This window comes from Streptomyces sp. NL15-2K (assembly GCF_030551255.1).
GTDB lineage: Bacteria > Actinomycetota > Actinomycetes > Streptomycetales > Streptomycetaceae > Streptomyces.
Genome location: NZ_CP130630.1, coordinates 9,958,747 through 9,979,293, shown reverse-complemented (window position 1 = coordinate 9,979,293; position 20,547 = coordinate 9,958,747). Strand labels below are relative to the sequence as shown.

Below are 20,547 nucleotides of genomic sequence, written 5' to 3'. Positions count from 1 at the left end.
TTCAGAGCGGTGCCGAGGGTTCAGCAGCGCGCCAGCGCACGCCCGCCGTACTGGAGCAGCGTGATGGGACCGCCCGCGCGCCCGCGGACGAACCTGCCGACGACCGGAACGGCGTCGACCTCCGTGTCGCTCGCGACGAAGCGGTCGTCCTCGTGGATCACGAGCCGCGAGTCGAAATAGTCCTTGCGGGTGAGAAAGAGCCGGCCCGAGGCGTCGGCGACGACCACCAGCACCAGGTCGCCGTTGGCGTACTCACCGACGTACTCGGCGGGGTCCTCGACGCGCGGGGTGTCGGGGTGCGGCAGCGTGTAGTGCCCGATGTCCAGGCCTTCCGCGCGCAGGTCTGCGAGCAGGTCGTCCCAGAGTTTCTGGCCGGTCGTGGCGTTCGCGGTCATCGCGAGGGCCACATTGCTCGCGGGGTGCAGGCGCAGGTGGCAAGAGGATCCACCGACGGCACCGTCGTGTCCCAGCCAGATGGCGCCATCCGCACCGCGATGCGTCATCAGGCCGAGGCCCCAGCCGTCCGCGAGGCCGTACGGCTCCGCCCCCGGTACGCATTCGCGCATCTCCTCCACCGCGTCCTTGGACAGGATGTCGGGCAGGTCGGGGAGTTCTTCGGTCGCGAGGGCGTCGCGGTCGTCGAGGTGCAGGCGCGCGGCGGCGACGAGGGCAGTGGCGCTGCCCGCCAGGGCTCCGGCCGCGGCCGTCGACAGGGGGATCAGGTGATCCACCGTCTCGACGCCCTCGACTCCTCCCGCGTCTGCGCTGCCGGCTTTCCCGCTCGCCGTGCCGGACTGGGCGGCGCTCACGTCGAGGCGTACGGCGTGTCCGTCGGTGGTGCGCCGGTGGGCCGTGTCGGGGCGCGGGTCGTGCAGGAAGGCCGGTTCCACCCCCAAGGGGTGGAGCAGGCAGCTTTCGAGCGCCGTCCACCAGTCCATGCCGGATGCGTACTCGATGACCCGGCCCATGAGGCAGTAGCCCGCGTTGGAGTAGGAGAAGGCGAGGCCGGGCATGAAGAGGCTCGGCACCTCGCCGCAGGCTGCTGCGTAGCGCTGGTAGGAGGCGCCGCGCATGTCGGGACAGTCGATGTTGTCCGCCAGCCCGGCAGTATGGCTGAGCAGCTGACGGACTGTTGCCGTGCCCAGTGTGCGGTTGGCCGCTCGCTTCAGCTCCGGTACGAGGTCGGCGAGCGGCTCGTCGAGGTCCAGATCGCCGTCGGAAACGAACTGCATGGCAAGCGCCGCCGTGTAGAACTTCGTTATGGAGCCATAGGGGAAAGCGGATTCCGTGGTCACGGGACGGCCGGTGCGCAATGATTCCACACCGACCACACATTCGGCCATTTTTCCGTTGCGGTACAACGTCAGTTGCGCGCCAGGAACACGATGTTTTTGCACCAGCCGATGAAAAATCCCGGATAGAAGACTTGCCTCCACGGCATCCTCTCTACGTTCCACAGTTCAATGACGCGCATGCAATGGTCGGGACCTTTCGCCCGCTGTCACGAGCACACCGCCTCGCCCCTGCCAGCCTCCCGCATGAGCAACTGAGGAACAATACGCTTCAGCGGATTCAGAAACCCGCAGGTCAATCGGGGTTCCACAGCAAACTGTCAACTCGCTGTCGATATACCGTATATCTGACAACCCATCAGTACAGTGAGACCGACAACATTCTTTCAATGGACATCCATGACAAAAATCCACTACCTGGACAACTCGAACCCTAAACGGCCCACATTCCCGTGATGGCGGCAGGGCTTTGCCGTACACTGACCATAACTTTACCGTGATCACGCAGCACTCACGAAGCGCACGTGATCACATATCGAAACATGCAGGATGCCACGGGGGGCTCGAATCTTGCGGTTCACGCGCCTCGGGCAAGAGCCGAATGAGATGGGGGACGAATGCTCAGGCAGGCCCACCGAGGACAGGGACAGCACAGCAGACCGAGCGAAAGAGAACCGAGCGGACAGCGAATACATTTCACGTTCGACGACGTGGGGAATTTCAGGTTACTGAAGACGCTCGGCCCGACAGCGGAGTCGCTATTCGCTCTGAACATCCTGCGGCACAACGCCAACGACGCGTTCGCCGGCTGGCGCAGAAGCGTCCGTTCCGAGTACGCGCGACGCCTGCCCCACTTCCTCAACCTGGCCGAGACACTCACCACCACGCCCGGCCTCGTCTCGCTCCGGATCTCCGCTACGGACACGGTCAAGGCCGAGTTGAACACCCGGGCGCTGACCACCCCGCAGCTCCGTCATCTCACCACGGCCCTCAGTGAGTTCCAGGAGGCCGCGATCCGGCCCTACTGGCCCCGCATCCTCGGCTATCTCGAAAGCGAACGCGAGTCCTGCGGCCGCCTCATGTTCACGGGGGGACTCCACCAGCTCTTCGGGGCGCTCAACCGCAAGATGAAATGGCGCTCACCGGCGCTGACCGTCCTGAACCGGCAGTCCGGCGACGTACAGCTGTCGGGCAGCGGGATCGTACTGGTTCCCTCCCTCTTCCTGAGCGGGTCGCCGCGGCTCTTCCTCAACGAGGAGGAGCCGGACAAGCCGCCACTGCTGGTCTATCCGGCGGAGCCCAACCCCCTGGTGGCCACGGCGCTGTGGACCTTCACGCCACCCAAACAGTCGCTGGCCTCGCTGGTCGGAAGTACGCGCTCGGCCGTGCTGCAGGCCCTTGCCGAGAGCCGCACCACGACCGAGCTCGCCAACCACGTCGGCATCTCCGCGGGCTCCGCCAGCCAGCACGCGACCGTACTGCGCAACGCCGGCCTGATCTCAACCACACGGACCCGCACATCCGCCATACACACCCTCACGCCGCTCGGCATGGCGCTGTCCTTGGGCCGCTGCTGGCCCAAGCGCATCGAGCCGGGCTGACCCGCGGCCCTCGGGGCCGCTCCCACGCGCCTGCCCGCGCGGACGCCTCCTGCCGCGCACCGCCCGTCACGGCGGGCACCGCCCAGCGGTACGCGGCAGGGGCACGGCCCGGGACGTCGTTGCCCACGCATCCGTGGCTGGTTCCTCCACCCTCCCTTCACCCCTCGCTCCCTCACGTGTCGCCTCGCCCGACGCCGAAGCCGTCCAGAGCGACGCGTATGCGGTCGACGAGTTCTTCCCGTGGAACCCCGCGCACCACCGCCTCGGCGAGAAGTGTGCGCGCCCGGCGCTCCCAGTCGGCGACCGCCTGTGGCTCGGCCGGCCCCTGTCCCGCGTCCGGGCGCACCACCGCGCCGCTCTTGCGGCTGATCCGGATGATCCCCTCGCGCCGCAGCAGGTCGTAGGCCTTGTTCACGGTGTGGAAGTTGATGGCCAGGTCCACGGCCAACTGCCGCGTGGAGGGCAGCGAGGCGCCGGCCGCCAGCCGGCCCTCCGCGATGGCTTCCACCACCCGGTCCCGGATCTGCTGGTAGATCGGCGCCTCGCTGTCGAGGTCGAGTATCAGGTGCACGAGTGCAGCCTATCTGATATACATCTACTAGAACAGATGCTCGCGACCAGCTCCCGACCGCTGGACGCCGGAGAACAAGGAGGATCACCCATGGCGGCGGTGAAGATTTCCGGAACACGGCTGACGGTCGAGTTCAGTGAGCGCGAGAGCCGCTGGACGGGGAGAGACTCGGTGACGGTCCCACTGGCCGCCGTGCACGGGGTGACCGCGGTCGAGCGCCCGCTGCGGGTGGTCCGCGGCGCACGCAACGGCTACCAGTCCGCGTTCACGAAGATTGGGACCTGGGGCATATTCGTCGGTCCGCGGCAACTTGTGGCAGCCCGACGGAGCGAGCCGGGGCTGCACATCCTGCTCGACAAGGCGGCCTCCGGCGGCGAGTTCGACGAGATCGTGGTCTCGGTCGACGACGCCGCGAACCTGGCGCAGCGGATCGCGCAGGGCTCCGGGGGTGCGGCGTGACCTCAGCGGGCGTGACAGGTGCCCAGCAGCGGATCGAGGTGTCGGGCCTGACGAAGCGGTTCGGCACGGTCACCGCGGTGGAGGGGCTCAGCTTCTCGGTGGAGCCCGGAGTGGTCACGGGGTTCCTCGGACCCAACGGAGCGGGGAAGAGCACGACGATGCGCATCATCCTCGGTCTCGTCGCCCCCACCTCGGGCAGCGCGACGATCGGTGGCAGGCGCTACGCGGAGCTGCGCAGGCCCTCCGAGACCGTCGGGGCCGTCCTCGACGCCTCCGCCTTCCACCCCAACCAGTCGGCGCGTGGCCACCTACGCATCTATGCCGCCATGGGCGGCTACTCCGACGCCCGCGTGGAGGAGCTGCTCGAGCAGCTCGGGCTGGCGGAGGCCGCGGATCGCGCGACCCGCGAGTTCTCCACGGGCATGAGGCAGCGGCTCAGCCTCGCGACAGCGCTGCTGGGCGACCCCCGGGTGCTGCTGCTGGACGAGCCGAGCAATGGACTCGATCCGGAGGGCATCGCCTGGCTGCGCCGCTTCCTGCGCACGCTTGCCGACGAGGGGCGCACCGTCCTGGTCTCCAGCCATGTGCTCAGCGAGGTCCAACAGATCGTGGACGACGTGGTGGTGATCCGGCGCGGCCGGCTCGTCGCGTCCGGGCCGCTGTCGGACCTGGAGCAGGCCACCCAGCCCGCGGTACTGGTGCGTTCGCCCGACGCTGCGGCACTCGCCGCTGCCCTGCGCGCGGGAGAGCACGCGGCGCGCGTAGAGCCCGCCCGGGAGGGCTGGCTGCGCGTGCATGGACTCACCTCCTCGCAGGTCGCGGACTCGGCCATGGGGGCCGGACTGCGCGTGCACGAGCTGGTCACGGAGAGCGCCGGCCTGGAAGAGCTGTTCTTCCGACTGACCTCCGAGCAGCAAGAGCGCACGGAGCAAGAGGGGAGCCTGCGATGAAGAACCTGGTCAAGGCGGAGTTCCGCCGGTTGACGGCCACCCGGCTGTGGCTGGGGGCACTGCTGGCCGCCACCGTGTTCGGCGGTGGGATGGTCGGGCTGCTGACCTTGGCGGGCCCGGAGAACTTCGATCCGCCGCTGCCCGCGTTGGACACCGAGGAGGGAGCCCGCTCGGTGCTGGGCTTCCTCAGTTACACGGTGTTCATCCCCGCCGCGCTCGGCACGATGGCCGTGACAGCGGAGTACCGCCACCGCACGGCCAACTTCACCTTCGTTTTCGCCCCGAGGCGCTGGCAGGTGCTCGCCGCCAAGCTGGTCACCTACGGCATCGCCGGCATGCTCTACGGGCTGGTCGTGACCGGCACGGCGGGGCTGGGCTTCTTCGGCGCCGCGGCCGCCCGCGGGGTGACCCTGGGGATGGAGCCCTCCGAAGTCCTTCTGCTCCTGCTGCGCCTGGCCGTCGCGATGGCGGTGTACACACTGCTCGGAGTGGGCATGGGCGCGCTGATCCGCAATCAGATAGTGGCGCTCGCCGTGGTCGTCGGCTACCTGTACATGGGGGAGATGATCCTCATGGCGATCCCCGGCGTGAACGCCCTCTACCCGGTGCTGCCGGGCGGTGCCACGGCCTCGCTGACCGGCTTCACCTACGTCGCGGACGCGCTGGCCGAGCAGACCTCCACCAGCCCCATATCACTGCTCTCGCCGGTCGGCGGCGGCCTGCTGCTCGCCGGTTATGCGCTCGTGGCCGTCTGCATCGCTTTGCTGGTGCCAATGCGCCGTGACGTGCTCTGAGGACAAGGCGCGGGTGCCTCGGAACTGGCCTCCGAGGCACCCGCGGTGGTCTCCTTCGGCCGGAGGGATACGGCCGTCAGGTGAGCCGGTCAGACAGCGGCACCGGCCGCCGGGCCGGTCGTCTTTGCCACGACCTCCTCGGCAGCTCGGGCGGCCTCGTTCGCCTCCATTTCCTTGATGAGGCTGGCAGGCCGCATGTCGGTCCAGTTCTCCTCGACATAGTCCAGGCAGGCCTTGCGGCTGTCCTCACCGAAGACCACCTTCCACCCGGCCGGCACCTCCGCGAAAACAGGCCAGAGCGAATGCTGGTTCTCGTCGTTGACCAGAACGTAGAAGGAGCCGTTCTCGTCGTCGAATGGGTTTTCCATGAATTTTCCCTTCGCTCATTCTCGGGTTCCGTGTCTCGCTTCCGGCCCGTGCAACAAGGGTTGCCCGGCCTGTTCGGCCGGTGCAACAATTTCATCGAGGGACGAAACCCTCAGGGACGGAGCGGGGATTGGGGGCTGCCTCTGCCGGTCAGCTGCGCTGGGAAAAGAATTCCAGCAGTTCGGCGTTGACCTGGTCAGGGCGTTCCAGATAACCGTAGTGCCCGGCGTCGCTGATCTGTGTATAGCGGGCGCCGGGAATCGCGTCCGCCACCTCACGGCTGAGGTGCGGGGGGAGGATGAGGTCGTCCGCGAAACCGACGACAAGACAGCGTGCCCGGATTCTCCGGTAGGCGTCCAGGCGGCTCGACGTGATGTCGATGTCCATCTGCGCTCGGTAGCCCGGAGCCCGTGTCACGGGGGCAACCTCGAAGATGTCCAGCCAGTCCTGGATCTCCTTGTCCTCGTTGAGCGACGCGGGCGAGAGGTACTGCATCGCGCGCAGTGTGGCGGCGTAGCGGGGTGGCAGTTCGTTGCCCCTGTCGTGGAATTCCCGCTCGGCCTGCCCGTGCGCTCGGCGGAAGACGTCTGTACGCCCCCGCGTCGCCATCAGCACCGCTTCGCTGACCAGTTCGGGGCGGGCCAGGCACAGTTCCTGCGTGATATGCGCGCCGAGCGAGGTGCCCACGAAACGGCACGGTCCCAGGCCCAGATGCTCGACGAGTCCCGCGGTATCCGCGACGAGGTCGTCGATGGTGAATCCGTCCGCGCACGGGTCGGTCGGCGGAATGCCGCGACTGTTGAAGGTGACGACCCGGTATCCGGCGGCCACGAGGGCGGGCACCTGGTACAGGTGCCACGCGCGACCCCCGGAGCCCGAGCCCATCACCATGACCACGGGCTCTCCGCGCCCCGTGTCCTCGAAACTGAGGTTGATTCCGTTGACTCTGCTGATCGGCACGGTCCGCTCTCCGCTCCGTCCTCGTCACATGGCCCGCTGTTCGGCGGCGGTCACGGCCTCCTGCTCCCGGCCGTGCCGCCAGTAGCCGCCGAAGATCACCGCCTCGTCCGGGAGGCGTGACGGGATGGGGCGGGAGACGGTGGTGTGGTTGAGGAAGTGGCGCCAGGTGACGTTGCCGGACACGCTCGACCCACCCCAGCTGCCGCTGGAGAGTGTGGTGGTGAAGGGGACGCCGCTGTCGAAGCTCCCCGTGTTGGTCATCGTCGACTGGTTCACCACCACACGGCAGCTGGCGACCGCCTCCGCGAGCCGCATGACACGCGGGACGCTGCTGGTGTGCACGGCACAGCTGTGGCCGCGACCGCAGCGGTCGGAGATGGCCTGGACGAGCCGCACCGCCTCGTCGAAGTCGTCGTAGGCGGCCACGGTCAGCAGCGGCGAGATCTTCTCACGGAGCACTACGTCGTCGCGCCGGGGGTCGGCGCACCGCACGACGAGGACGGAGACCTTCTCGGGCTGGTCCAGCGCGATGCCGGCGGCCCTGGCGATCTCTGCCACGGGGCGGCCGATCATCATCCGGTTGAGCGTCGCGCCGTCCGGCCACAGCAGTGCCGTCAGACGGGCCGTCTCGTCCTCGCCGCACACATGCGCGCCTGCCCGCACCAGTCCCGCCTCGAAGTCGGCGGCGACGGAGGCGTGGACCAGGACGTTGCTCTCCGAGGAGCACGAGGTGCCGTTGTTGAACCCCGCTCCGGTGTGGATCTTGCTGACGGCGTCGGCGAGGTCGGCGGTCTCGTCCACGATCACGGTCGGGTTGCCGACTCCGGCGCCGATCGCGGGAGTTCCGCTGTGGTAGGCGCGGCGGACGGTGCCCGCACCGCCGATCGCGACCACGGAGTCCGCCGCCGCCATCAGCTCCCGGCCCGCCTCACGGCCCGCCGCGGGCAGGCACTGCACCAGGTCCGGCGGGGCGCCGACCTCGGCAAGGCCGGCCCGCAGGACTTCGATGGTGGCCCGTGCCGCGCGCTGGGCGCGGGGGTGGGGGCTGAACACTACTGCGTTGCGGGTCTTCAGCATGGGCAACGCGTTGCAGATGATGCCGGGCGCCGGAGCGGTGGTCGGGCTGGCGACCGCGATCACACCCAGCGGCTTGGCGATCCTGACCAGACCCAGCTCCGGCTGCTCGTCGACGACGCCGACGGTTCTGACGCCGTGCAGGTCGCGCAGGATGCCCAGGGTACGGCGGCGCTGGAGGGTGAAGAGGTCCTCGACATTGCCGAGCCCGGTCTCCTCGAAGCTGAGCCGGGCGAGCCGGCGTGCGGTCCCTTCCTGGTAGCAGTGCCAGCCCGCGGCCGTCACGGCCTCGTCCGCCTGCGCCTGCGTCCAGGACGCCACGTCCGCTTGCGCCTTACGGGCTCGGTGCACGGCTTCCGCCACTGCTTCACTGATCACGCGTTCTCCCCCTACGCCGCTCGCTCAGGCGCAGCCCGCACGACCGTGCGGGACAGCCTGTGTCCAGGCAGGCCGGGCGCGCCCGGCCTGCCGCGGAGGCAACCACACATCCTCCGCCACGGCACCGTATCCAGACACGCCGCGAGGAACCACTGTTTCTGATGTCAATGAAATGCCGGGGAATTCCCAGACCTGTGGAACCGCCGCAGAGCAGCGGGATTCGATCTGCACCAAATCCCCTTCCCCTTTGCCGTCCGGCGTGCTCTGCAAAGGGCCCGGGAAAGCCCGAAGACGCGGGCGCCGCCTCGGCGCAGGCGAAGACGCCTGCGCCGAGGCGGCGCGTGAAGGGAGGCACGGCCCGCCGGTGCCGGCGGGCGGGGCCTCAGCCTTCGACCCAGCCGTGCTGCTTCGCCAGGTCCAGGACGCGGGCCCGGATGCGCTTGATCTGATCAGCCGTCAGACTGCCGTCGGTGTCGACGAGGACCTCGGTCAACTCGGCGCGGAGCTCGGCGGATTGCAGCACGTCGCACAGCCCGTCACCGCCCGCCTCCTCCGCGGGGCCCGGCGACTGCGGGCGGGAGGTCTCGGCCGGCGGTGCCGCCCGGACCGGCGTGGGCGGCGAAGAGCGGCGCACCAGGCGGACCTCGGACGCCTTGGGACCCTTGTCCCCCTCCTCCAGGAAGAACTCGACCTCACAACCTGCTTGGTAGAGGTACTTCTCCTCCAGCAGATCGTTCGCGTGCATGAAGACGTCCTCGGCGCCCTCATGAGGAACGATGAACCCGTAACCGCGGACGTCGTCGAAACGCAGAATCTTCCCCGTCATCAACACAGTTGTACCCCTACCTCATACCTCGATCACCACATGCAAAGACGCCACCCGACACCACGCGTCTTTCACGTAAAGCTACAGAATTCTGCCGGGCGGCGCGATCCCTTTCGCGTGAATTTCCGTGCTCACTGCCCGGTGGGGACAAGTGGGGCGTCGGGGTCCGCGCACAGCGCCGTGAGCTTCTCCCGCAGGGCGGCGGCGAGGCGGACGGCGGTGGCGGGGTCGCAGTAGGCGTGGGCGTGGATCAGTTCGCCGACGATACCGGCAGGGGCGTTGTCCGCGGTGCGCTCCTCCCGCAGTTGGAGCAGGAGTTCGGTGTCGGTGTGCGTGACGGGGACGGGACGGTGCCGGACGGTGAGGCCGCCCGGCCAGTGGCGCTCGTCCCGCGTCGCGGCTTCGGCCCGTATGTACGAGACCGCCACCGAGTACAGGGAGCGGCCTTCACCTCCGCGGTGCCGGGCGAGTGTCTCGACGATCCTGTCGTAGGGGTGTTCCTGGTGGGCGTGGGCCTTCAGGAGGCGGTCGCGCACCCGGGCCACGAGCTCGCGTCCGGTGGGGGCGCCCGAGGTGTCGGTGCGCAGCACCACGGTGTTGACCACACAGCCGATGAGGCCGTCCATGCCCTCCTCGTCGCGTCCGCTCAGCGCGACCCCGACGGGGATGTCGTACCCGGCGCCCAGGCTGGTGAGGGCTGCGGCGAGCGCGGCGTGCAGCAGCATGTAGGTGCTGGCCGCGCAACCGCGGGCCGCTTTCTCGGCGCGGCGGTGCGTCTGCGGGTCGATGGTCAGGGGGACCGTGCCGGCCCGCCCCTGGAATGCACGCGGGTCCGGGCGGGCCGAGGGCAGCTGAAGGCGTTCGGGCATGCCCGCGAGTTCCCGGTGCCAGTAGCGCGCCTGCCGGGCGGCGAGGCTGTCCGCATCGTTCTCGTCGCCCCTGTGCCGCTGAAGCCGCAGCGTGTGGTCGGCGTACTGCGGGGCCGGCCGCTCCCAGCGCGGCGGGTGCCCAGCGAGCCGGGCCGCGTAGGCGTACCGCAGGTCGGCGAGCAGCGGCGGCAGCGAGTGCCCGTCGGCTGCCGCGTGATGCAGGACGAGGAGCAGCACATGCCGGCTCGGCCCGGTGTGCAGAATCCGTACGCGCAGCGGGAGTTGGGTCAGCAGGTCGAAGCCCCGGCCGAGTTCGGCCGCCAGCACGCCGTCCAGGTTCTCCGGCGTGATGTCGGTGTCGCTGACGTCGGGCGGGGTGTGGCCCGGCGGCAGGATGTGCTGTTCGGGGCCGTCGTCGCCGTACGGGAGGAGCGTCCGGAGGATTTCATGACGGTCCGTCAAGTCGGCGACGACGGCCCGCAGCGCCGCCCGGTCGAGTTCTCCTTCGAGGTCGAGTGCGAGCACGGAGAGGTAGTTCGGGCGGTGCTCTCCCAAATAGTTGGCGGTCCACAGGCGCTGCTGGGCCGGGGAGAGCGGCAGTCGCGTGGGGCGCTCCGGCGGCGGGCCGGCGGGGTCCGGCGCCTTGGAGGCGCCGTCCTGCGGTCCGCGCAGGCCCAGCCGCTGGTCCAGGATGCGCACCGTGGGTGCCTCGAACACGTCGCGCACGGACACGGACCTGCGCAGTGCCGTACGGAGGTGTCCCGCGAGGCGGATGGCGGTCAAGGAATTGCCACCGAGGGCGAAGAGGTCGTCGTCGGTGCCGACTCCCGGCAGGCCGAGTACGGCGGCGAAGGCGGCGGCGAGCACCTGCTGGCGTGGGGTGCGCGCGCCACGGGAGGTGGTGCCGACGGGCGCGGGCAGCGCGGCGCGGTCGAGCTTGCCGTTGTGATTCAGGGGGAGGTCGTCGACCTGGACCAGTACGGCGGGCACGAGGCGGCGCGGCAGCCTGCCCAGCAGCCGGTCGCGCAGTTCCGTCATGTCCGCATGCCCGCTGGTGGCCACGTAGCCGACGAGGGTCCTGTCGGATGCGCCGTCGCCGCGGGAGGTCACCCAGGCGCCGGTCACCTGCGGTTCACGGCACAGCGCGGCCTCGACCTCGCCGGGTTCGATCCGGAAGCCGCTGACCTTCAGCTGCCGGTCGGTGCGGCCGAGGAAGTGGAGTCTGCCGTGCGGGTCCCAGCGACCCAGGTCGCCCGTGCGGTAGAGACGGGCGCCGGGCTCGCCGAAGGGGTCCGCGACGAAGCGCTCGGCGGTGCGGGCGGGTGCGGCGTCGTAGCCCTCGGCCAGCCCGTCCCCCGCCAGGTAGATCTCGCCGGGGACACCGGGCGGGACGGGCCGCAGCGCCTGGTCGAGCACCAGGGTGCGCACGCCCGCGGTGGGGGTGCCGACGGGCAGGGGCCCCTCTTCCGGTCCCGCGGCAGGGACGTCGTGGATCAGGGAGAACGTGGTGTTCTCGACGGGACCGTAAAGGTTCGTCACGCGCAGCCGGGGTGCGTGCCGACGCAAGCGCGTGACGGCCGCGGGCGAGACGACGTCGCCGCCGGTGCACAGGCGGCGCAGCCCGCTCAGTACGGCGGGGTCGTGCTCGGCGACGACGTCGAGCAGGCCCGCGGTGAGGAAGGCCGCGGTGACGCTGCCTTCCTCCAGCACGCGGCCGTAGTCCTCCACGCCGAGTTCGCCTGGCGGTGCCACCACGACCTCGCGACCGTTGAGCAGTGGCATCCACAGCTCGTAGCCCGTGGCGTCCCAGGAGTGCGGGGAGTGGAACAGCACGCGCTCGTGGCCCTCCTCCTGCCAGGCCGGGTCGGCGGCGAGCGTCAGGATGTTGCGGTGGGTCAGCCGCACCCCTTTTGGTTCGCCCGTGGAGCCCGAGGTGAACAGAACGCACGCCGTGAGGCGGTCCGGCAGCGCCAGGCCGAGGTTCTCCGCGGACTCGTCCGCCGCCGCCCGTTCCAGCCGCCGGGGTGCGTCCAGGACGAGCCTGGTGCCGGTGTGCTCCCGGATCCAGCGCACCCGTTCCCCCGGGAAGCCGGTGTCCAGCGGGACGCAGACAGCGCCCAGCTTGGCCAGCGCCAAAAAGGCGAGGGCGACGTCGGGCGAGCGGCCGAGCGCCACGCCCACCGGGGTGCCGGGCCGGATTCCGCGCCGCGAAAGGTGGCGGGCGAGCCGGTTGGCGCGGGCGTTGAGGTCGCCGTAGGTGCAGGTGGCGGCGCCCAGGCGCAGGGCCGTACGGGACGGCGCGACGGCCGCCACCGCCTCGAAGGCGGCGGCGAGCGAACCGGCGGTCTCCACGTCCGCGCCGCGGCCCCAGCGCAGCACCCTCGTGCGCTCGGACACGGGCTGAAGGAGAGTCTGTGCGGTGCGCGGCATCTCCTCGGCGGCGAGCGCCGTGCACGCCGCCAGGAACCGGTCGCGGATGTCCTCCGGGGTACCGGGCCAAAGCAGCCGGTCCGGTCGTACGTACAGGCGGCAGCCGATGCCGCCGCCGCGGGGCAGCACCGCGAGTGTCAGCGGGTAGTGCGTGCCGTCGTGCACATCGGTGCTCTCCACCCGGACTCCGGCGGCCGGTTCGCTGACCAAGCTCTCGTCGAGCGGGTAGTTCTCGAAGACCACGGCTGTGTCGAAGAGCCCGCTGACGCCCGCGGCCTCCTCGATGGCGGTGAGGCCCAGGTGCTGGTGGTCCAGCAGTCCGGCCCGGCGGCCGTGCATGCGCGCGGCGAGGCCGGACAGCGGTTCGTTGGGCCGCAGCCGCGCCCGGGTGGGGACGGTGTTGATCAGCAGTCCGAGGAGCCGCTGCGCGCCCTCGAGCTCGGGCGGGCGCTGCGCGACGGTGGTGCCGAAGACGACGTCGTCCCGGCCCGTCATGTGGCCGAGCAGCAGCGCCCAGGCCGTCTCCATCAGGGTGCTGAGCGTGACACCGCACTGTGCGGCGCGCCGTTCGAGCCGTGCCGCGAGAGCGGCGGGCAGCTCGAAGGTGTGCACCTCGGGCCGGTGGTCCCGGCCGTCCGTGCCGGTGCCGCTCACCCTGGTGGGTTCGGCTCCCTCCAGTTCGGCCCGCCAGGCCGCGCGGGCCGCGGCCGTGTCCTGGGCGGCGAGCCAGCGCGAGTACTCCCGGTGAACGGGCGCCGGTTCCGGCTCCGCACCGTCGTGGAGGGTGAACAGCTCGCGCAGCAGGAGCGGCACGGACCAGCCGTCCAGCAGCAGATGGTGATGGGTGAAGACGAGCCGCCAGCGGCGAGTGCCGGTGCGCACGAGGGCGAAGCGCAGCAGCGGGGGGCGCGCCGGGTCGAACCGGCGCCGGTCCCGGCGGGCCTCGTCCGCCGCGCGGTCGACGCGGAGGGCGACGGGCAGGTGCGTCAGGTCGACGGTCCGCCAGTGCAGCAGGGGGTCGGCGGGGACGACGTACAGCGGGTGTTCCGCGTTGTCGGCGGCGAACCCGCCGGCCAGGTGCGGGTGCCGCCGCAACAGCTCCCGCGCCGCGGCGTGCAGGCGCTGCGGGTCCACGGCGCCGGAGAGGTCGAGGGTGAGCTGGACGAGGTACGGGTCGCTGTCGAAGCCGGGGGCGTGGGTGGCGGAGGTGGCGGAGGTGGCCGAGGTGACGGACGCGTTGTCGGTGCCGTAGGACTCGTGCGTGCCGGAGCCGTCCCCGGGGCCCGAGGCGTCCCCGGTACCGGAGGGGTCGTCGGTACCGGAGGGGTCGTCGGTACCGGAGGGGTCCCCGGTACCGGAGGGGTGGTCGTAGAGCGTGTGGAAGAGCAGTCCCTGTTGCAGGGGTGAGGCCGGGAGCAGGTCGGCCAGTTCGCCGTACGTCTCCTCCAGCGCCTCGATCCGCGCCTGGTCCACGGCCGCCAGCGGGAAGTCCGAGGGCGTGGCCGCGACCGGCCGGGGGCGGCCCGGCTGCCCCGACGCGAGAGTCGCGAGCGAGCAGAGGGCGGCCTGCCAGGCGTCGGCGAGTTCGGTGACGGTGACGGTGTCGAGCACCTCGCCGGGCCAGGTCCATTCCGTGCGCAGAAACGGCCCGTCGGGACCCCGCTCCACGAAGGCGTCCACGGTCAGCACGTGGGCGAGGGGCTGTGCGGGGTCGGCCTCGCCGCGCAGCGAGCCGGGAACGGGGCTCCACGCCACGCGCTCCTCGTGGTCGAAGCGGCCCAGGTAGTTGAAGGCCAGCGGCGCGTGCGCGGCGGGCAGCCGTCCGGCCGAGCGGAGCAGACCGTGGCTGATGCCCCCGTGCGGGACGGTGCGCAGTCGCTCCTTGGTGTGCTTGACGGCGCGTGCGAGTACCTCGGTGTCGCCGCCCGAGGCATCCAGCAGGACGGGATGGAGCGCGGTGAACCAGCCGACAGTGCGGGAGACGTCCAGGTCCGCGAGGCCGTCGAGGTCCGTGCGCCTGCCGTGCCCCTCGACGTCGACGAGGACGGGCTCGCCGCCGGGGTTGCCGCTCCAGCGGTGCAGCGCGACGGAGAGCGCGGCCAGCAGCACGTCGGGCACGCCCGCGCGGAATCCCGCCGGTACGTCGGCCAGCAGCGGCCGCGTCCGCGCGGCGCTCAGAGTCGTGGTGAGCCGGCCGGCGCGTGCCGCGATGTCCCCCGCCGGGTCGAGCGGGCGGGCGCCGACAGTGCCACGGGGGCGCCCGAGCACGTCCTGCCACCAGGCCAGATCGGCCTCCGTCCGCGCGGACTCGGCGGCGCGCAGGGCGTGCGCCCAGGCGCGCAGCGGCACGGGCACGGGCGGCAGTTGGGTACGCCGGCCCGCCGCGGCGGCGGCGTGCGCCTGCGCCAGGTCGGGCAGCAGGATCCGCCAGGACACGCCGTCCACGGCGAAGTGGTGCACGACCAGCAGGAGCAGGTTCTGCGTGCCGCCGCGCAGCCAAACGGCCCGCACCAGGTCGCCACGGTCCGGGTCCAGCCGCCGCCGGGCCGCGCGGCGCTCCTCGTCGATCAGCCGCTGAAGCGCCGCGCCGTCGGAGGCGTCCTCGCGCGCCGGGTCGACGCGGTGCAGGCAGTCGGCGGCGCGCACCGCGCCCGGCGGTCGCACCTCGAAGGTCCACGGCTCGCCGGCCGCGCTGGTCCGGCGCAGCCTCAGGGCGTCGTGGTGGTCGAGGACCTGCTGAAGTGCCGCGCGCAGGGTGGCGGCGGTGGCGTCCTCGGGCAGCGGGCACACGACGGACTGGGCGAAACCGTCGGCGGTTCCGCCGAGCGAGGCGAGCCACTCCACCACGGGGGTGGCCGGGAGCGGCCCGGGGGCGGCATGGCGTGCCGGGACGGCGGGCGGCGGCTCCCGGCGGCCGACGGCCCGCGCCAGGGCCCGCGGGCTCTGGTGGGCGAAGACGTCCCCAGGGCTGATCAGCACGCCCGCGGCCTGTGCGCGGGTGGCCAGTTGGACCGCGAGGATGCTGTCGCCGCCGAGGTGGAAGAACCCGTCGTCGGGGCCGACGTGCGGGACGCCCAGGAGGGAGACGTACAGGGACGTCAGCAGTTCCTCGGCGGCCAGCGCCGCCGCATCCCGCAGTGAGCCGTCCGTCTCGGAATCCGTTTCGGAAGCCGTTTCGGAAGCCGTCTCGGGATCCGTTTCGTCAGCCGCTCCGGCGTCGTCGAACCCGGTGGCGCGGAGGGTCGTCTCCTCGACCGCGTCCAGCCCGCCGACCGTGTCGAACGCGTGGCCGGGCTCAGCGAGCGCGCTCTCCAGGAACCGCCGCAGGGCAGCCACGATCAGCTCGGCAGTCTCCCGCTCGAACATCAGCGTGCTGTACTCCAGGCAGCCGTGCAGGCCCTGGTCCGGCTCCTCAGTGATGTCGAACAGCAGGGGGTACTTCGCGGTGGTGCGCCGCAGTTCTACGTCCGTGCAGGCCGACCCGGGAAGCGTGAGCCGGGCCTCGGGGCCCGTGTGCAGCGTGAGCATCACCTGGAAGAGCGGGTGGCGGCCGGGCTCGCGCAGGGGTGCCGCCGCCTCCACGACGCGTTCGAACGGGGCCTGCTGGTGGGCGAAGGCGGCGAGGTCCGTGGCGCGGACCCGGTCGAGGACGGCGGCGAAGCCGGGGCTGCCCGACAGGTCGGTGCGCAGCGCCAGCGTCTGCGCGAAGAACCCGACCAGGTCGTCGAGCACCGGGTCCGCACGCCCGGCGGTGACCGTGCCCACCACGATGTCGGTGCCCGCGCCCAGGCGGCTGAGCACACAGGCCACCGCGGCGTGCAGCGCCATGAACACTGTGGCTCCGCGCGCTGCGGCCAGCTCCGCCAGCCGCTGCCCCAGCGCGGGGTCCCAGGCGAAGTCGACGGCCGCGCCGGGGTGGGCCGCCGTGCCGGGACGCGCCCGGTCGGCGGGCAGCCGCAGCTCGGGCGGCGCTCCGGCCAGCGTCTCGCGCCAGTGCGCCAGCTCAGCGGCGAGCCGGCTGTCCGGGTCGTCGGCGTCCCCGAGGTGCCCGCGCTGCCACAGCGTGAAGTCGGCGTACTGCACGGGCAGCGGCGCCCAGGCGGGCGCCCGCCCCCGGGTGCGAGCCGCGTAGGCGGCGGCCAGGTCGCGGGTGAGCGGGCGGAGCGCGTGCTCGTCGGCGGCGATGTGGTGCACGACGAGCAGCAGGACGTGGTCATGCGGGGCGAGCCGCAGCAGCGTCAGCCGCCAGGGCGGCTCCGTCTCCAGGTCGAACGGGCGCTGTACGGCGGCCTGGAGCGCGCCATGCAGGGCGGACTCGTCGGTGTCGCTCACGTGCAGCGGGCTGCCGGGCTCCGCCAGGACGCGCTGCCAGGGCTCCTCACCGGCGTGCGGGAAGACCGTGCGCAGGCTCTCGTGGCGCCGCTGGACGTCCTCCGCCGCCGCCCGCAGCGCCGCCGTGTCGAGGGCGCCGCGGATCCGGGACGCCAACGGGATGTGGTACGCCGTGCTGTGCCGCTCCAGCCGGTGCAGGAACCACAGGCTGCGCTGCGTGGCGGAGGCAGGCACGCGGGCCGGGCGCGTCACCGGCACCGGACGCGTGCCGGCGGTGGCCGCGGTGCCGCCGAGCCGGGCGGCGAGGGCGGCGACTGTGGGGTGCTCGAACAGGTCTCGTACGGTCACGTCCACGGACATCTCGGCCCGGACGCGCCCGGCCAGCCGCCCGGCGAGGAGCGAGTCCCCGCCGAGGGAGAAGAAGCTCCGCTCCAAGTCGACGCCCTTGGCGCCGCAGCCGAGCACCTCGCCGAACAGCCGGCGCAGCGTGGTCTCCCGCTCGCCCCGGGGTGCCCGGCCGCGACTGCGGGCGGATTCGGGCCGCAGGGCGCGCAGCCCGCGTTCGTCGAGCTTGCCGTTGGCGGTCAGGGGGAGGGCGTCGACGATGACCCAGGCGGCAGGCACCATGTGCGGGGGCAGCAGCCGCGCGACCCGCTCGGGCGCCGTCCGCGCGGCCGTGTCGTCCGCGGCCAGATACGCGGTCAGGCGACGGTCGCCGGGGGCGTGTTCGACCAGCAGCACCGCCGCGTCCCGCACGCCGGGGAGCGCGGTGAGCGCGGACTCGATCTCGCCGGGTTCGATGCGGAAGCCGCGGACCTGCACCTGCCGGTCGGCGCGGCCGAGGTATTCCAGAGTGCCGTCCGTCGCCCGGCGGGCCAGGTCGCCGCTGCGGTACATACGGCTGCCGGGCGGCCCCGACGGGTCGGCGACGAACCTCGAGGCGGTGAGCGCCGCACGGTTCAGGTAGCCCAGGGACACGCCCCCACCCGCGACGTACATCTCGCCGGGGATGCCGGGGGGCACGGGCCTCAACGCGGCGTCGAGCACCCGCACCCGCAGGTCGGGCAGCGGACGGCCGATGACGCTCCCGGCGGTGGCCGACGCGTCCGCGCCGACGGGGGCGTGGGTGACGTGGACGGTGGTCTCCGTGATGCCGTACATGTTGACCAGGCGGGGCGCGTCGTCGGTGTGCCGGGCGTACCAGGACGTCAGGCGCCAGGGTTCGAGGGCCTCTCCGCCGAAGACGACGTAGCGCAGGGCGAGCCGGTCGCCCAGGTCGGGACGGTTCACGTCGGCCTCGGCCAGCTGGCTGAACGCCGACGGCGTCTGGTTGAGGACCGTGACCCGCTCGGCGACCAGCAGTTCGAGGAAGTCCAAGGGCGAGCGCGCCGTGGCGTGCGGGACGATCACCAGTCGGCCGCCGTGCAGCAGGGCGCCCCACAACTCCCAGACGGAGAAGTCGAAGGCGTAGGAGTGGAAGAGGGTCCAGGTGTCGTCGGGGCCGAAGGTGAACCGGTCCGCGGTGGCGACGAACAGCCGGGTGACGTTCCGGTGCGTGACGACGACGCCCTTGGGGGTGCCCGTCGAGCCCGAGGTGTAGATGACGTACGCCGGACTGCCGCCGCCGGGTCCGCGCGGTGCCGCTTCGGGGGCGGCGGATCTGTCCGTGCCGTCGCCGGGGGCGTACTCCGTGCCGCTGTCCGGTTCCAGCAGGAGCACCGGCACGCCGTGCGTCCGGGCGGCGGCGCGCGCCGTGGCCCCCTCCGGGCCGGTGAGCGCCAGCTTTGGCACCGAGTCGGCCAGAGTGCGCTCCAGCTGGTCGGCCGGGTAGTCGGGATCCAGCGGTACGTAGGCCGCACCGGCCTTGAGGACCGCGAGCAGCCCGACGACCAGCCCGACCGCCCGAGGCAGCGATACGGCGACCAGATCACCGGGCCCGACCCCCTCCCCGGCGAGCCGCCGCGCGATCCGCTCGGCACGCGCGTCCAGTTCGGCATAGGTGAGCCGGGTGGTGCCGGACACGACGGCGACGGCATCGGCGCGGGCGGCCACCTGGGCGGCGAAGAGCCCGGTGAGGGTCGCGGTTGCCGGATCTGCGGCTAACGGATCCCCGGCCGCCGGTGGATCGGTGGCCTCCGGATCCGCGGCTCCCGAATCCGCGGCCGCCGGTGGATCGGCGGCCTCCGGGTCCGCGGCTCCCGGATCCTCGGCTCCCGGATCCTCGGCTCCCGCGTCCACGCTTGCCGGGTCCCCCACTCCCGAGCTCCCGCCTGCCGTACACGTGGGGCCCGATGAGCGCGGCACTGGTGTGCCGGTGCCGGTGCCGGTGTCCGTGCGCAGGCGTCCCACGGGGGTGTCCGGCGAGGCCTCGGACAGGGCCGAGACGAGGGCGAGGAGCCGGTCCAGCTGGGCCGCCGCGGCCTCCGGCGCGCACTGCCCGGCCGCGGCGTCGACGTCGACGCGGAGGTCCGGCTCCCCGTTGTGGTAGACGCCGACGGCGAAGCCGTCGCTGCGGCCGGGTGAGACCTCGTGTACGGTGCCGCGGACCCCGGCGAAGTCCAGGTCCTGGTCCATGGTCATGGCATTGAGCACGGGCCCGGTCAGCCGGCGCTCGCCCAGGAGGGCGGAGCGGTCCCGGAGCATGTCCTCGTAGCGGTACCGCTGGTGGCGCAGTGCGGTGAGGGTGCGCGACCCCGCCATGTGCACCAGCTCGGCCACCGTGGCCGCCGGATCGACCGACACCCGCAGCGGCACGATGTTGGCCGAAGTCCCGAACGCCTGGCGCGCCGCGCGGCCGACCCGGGCAGGCACGCTCAGCCCCAGGACGGTCTCGCGCTCACCGGTGTCGGCGTGCACGGCGACGGCGAGCCCGGCGGCGAACAGCGCGGGCCAGCGCTCGCCGAACCGCGCCGCCGCGGCCTGGACCGCCCGCCACCGCTCCGCCGGCAGATGCGCGCTGCGCCGCACATGGCTGTCCGCACCGCCGGACACGGGGCCTGTGGCGAGCTGCGGTGCGCTGTCGATGTCCGCGAGTTGCCCGGCCCAGAAGGCAGTGTCCTGGCGGAAGCGGTCCGAGGCACGGTAGTCCGCGTCCTGGACCAGCAGCGTTTCGAGCCGGTCGGGCACCTCCTCGCTCGGTGCCCGGCCCGCGCACAGCTCGGTGTAAGTGCGAGCGACGCGGCGCACGAGGGCGGCCGCCGCCGTGCCGTCGGCGAGGATGTGGTGGATCTTCAGGCACCACAGATACGCCTCGTCCCCCACCCGGAGCAGGTAGTGGTCGAAGGAGGGCGCCCGCGTCAGGTCGCAGGCGGTTCGGTGCTCCTCCTCCAAGAACTGCCGCGCGTCCGCGAGCGGATCGTCCGCCGCGCGGAAGTCCCGGCGGTGCAGCGGCCAGTCGTCCAGGCGTTCCACGATCTGTACGACCTCGGGTACGTCGGCGCCGCCACCGGCCCGTTCGAAGCGCACCCGCAGGGACTCGCTGCCCGCGACGACGGCGCGCAGGGCCGTTTCGAAGCGGTTCTCGTCGACGGTGCCGTGGAGGTGCACGTACTGGCCGCCGACGTAGGCCCAGCCGGTGCGGTCGAGTTCATGGCCGTACCAGATGCCCGACTGTGCGGCCGTCAGTGGCCACTGTCGCCCGGTCAT

The 20,547-nt window shown here is 72.0% G+C and carries 11 protein-coding genes; 4 read left to right on the top strand and 7 right to left on the bottom strand.

Translation table 11 applies throughout. The features are described 5' to 3' along the window. Positions 1-20: 20 nt before the first annotated feature. Positions 21-1,436, bottom strand: a complete 1,416-nt coding sequence (locus Q4V64_RS44265; RefSeq protein WP_124438013.1) for a serine hydrolase domain-containing protein — start codon at positions 1,434-1,436, stop codon at positions 21-23. Between the two features lie 566 nt (positions 1,437-2,002). Between Q4V64_RS44265 and Q4V64_RS44260 the strand changes: the two genes are divergently transcribed. Further along, complete coding sequence (locus Q4V64_RS44260; protein ID WP_172629042.1) at positions 2,003-2,893, top strand: winged helix-turn-helix domain-containing protein; 891 nt, start codon at positions 2,003-2,005, stop codon at positions 2,891-2,893. A 172-nt stretch (positions 2,894-3,065) separates the two neighbouring features. Here Q4V64_RS44260 and Q4V64_RS44255 read toward each other — a convergent pair whose 3' ends face one another. Beyond that, complete coding sequence (locus Q4V64_RS44255; protein WP_124438015.1) at positions 3,066-3,464, bottom strand: GntR family transcriptional regulator; 399 nt, start codon at positions 3,462-3,464, stop codon at positions 3,066-3,068. 90 nt (positions 3,465-3,554) lie between these two features. Between Q4V64_RS44255 and Q4V64_RS44250 the strand changes: the two genes are divergently transcribed. From Q4V64_RS44250 to Q4V64_RS44240, 3 genes are read left to right on the top strand one after another with little or no spacing between them, the layout of a single operon-like run. Beyond that, positions 3,555-3,923 (top strand): hypothetical protein, encoded by a 369-nt coding sequence (locus Q4V64_RS44250; protein WP_124438016.1) that lies wholly within the window; start codon positions 3,555-3,557, stop codon positions 3,921-3,923. Continuing rightward, positions 3,920-4,873 (top strand): ATP-binding cassette domain-containing protein, encoded by a 954-nt coding sequence (locus Q4V64_RS44245; RefSeq protein ID WP_253266774.1) that lies wholly within the window; start codon positions 3,920-3,922, stop codon positions 4,871-4,873. The genes Q4V64_RS44250 and Q4V64_RS44245 overlap by 4 nt, the downstream gene beginning before the upstream one ends. Beyond that, positions 4,870-5,667, top strand: a complete 798-nt coding sequence (locus Q4V64_RS44240) for an ABC transporter permease (protein ID WP_124438017.1) — start codon at positions 4,870-4,872, stop codon at positions 5,665-5,667. The genes Q4V64_RS44245 and Q4V64_RS44240 overlap by 4 nt, the downstream gene beginning before the upstream one ends. 89 nt (positions 5,668-5,756) lie before the next feature. Here Q4V64_RS44240 and Q4V64_RS44235 read toward each other — a convergent pair whose 3' ends face one another. The 5 genes from Q4V64_RS44235 to Q4V64_RS44215 all read right to left on the bottom strand — a co-directional run bounded on the left by Q4V64_RS44235 (position 5,757) and on the right by Q4V64_RS44215 (position 20,547). After that, the gene (locus Q4V64_RS44235; protein ID WP_124438018.1) at positions 5,757-6,035 is read right to left on the bottom strand and encodes an MbtH family protein; all 279 of its coding nucleotides are present in this window, start codon (positions 6,033-6,035) and stop codon (positions 5,757-5,759) included. Between the two features lie 148 nt (positions 6,036-6,183). Further along, positions 6,184-6,993: an alpha/beta hydrolase gene (locus Q4V64_RS44230; RefSeq protein ID WP_124438019.1), complete on the bottom strand. Its 810-nt coding sequence runs from the start codon at positions 6,991-6,993 to the stop codon at positions 6,184-6,186. Between the two features lie 24 nt (positions 6,994-7,017). After that, entirely contained in the window at positions 7,018-8,445 is a 1,428-nt protein-coding gene (locus Q4V64_RS44225; protein WP_124438020.1) for an aldehyde dehydrogenase family protein, read from the bottom strand. Positions 8,446-8,827: 382 nt separating this feature from the next. Beyond that, complete coding sequence (locus tag Q4V64_RS44220) at positions 8,828-9,277, bottom strand: cold shock domain-containing protein (protein ID WP_124438021.1); 450 nt, start codon at positions 9,275-9,277, stop codon at positions 8,828-8,830. Positions 9,278-9,402: 125 nt separating this feature from the next. Next, positions 9,403-20,547 (bottom strand): non-ribosomal peptide synthetase, encoded by an 11,145-nt coding sequence (locus Q4V64_RS44215; RefSeq protein WP_124438022.1) that lies wholly within the window; start codon positions 20,545-20,547, stop codon positions 9,403-9,405.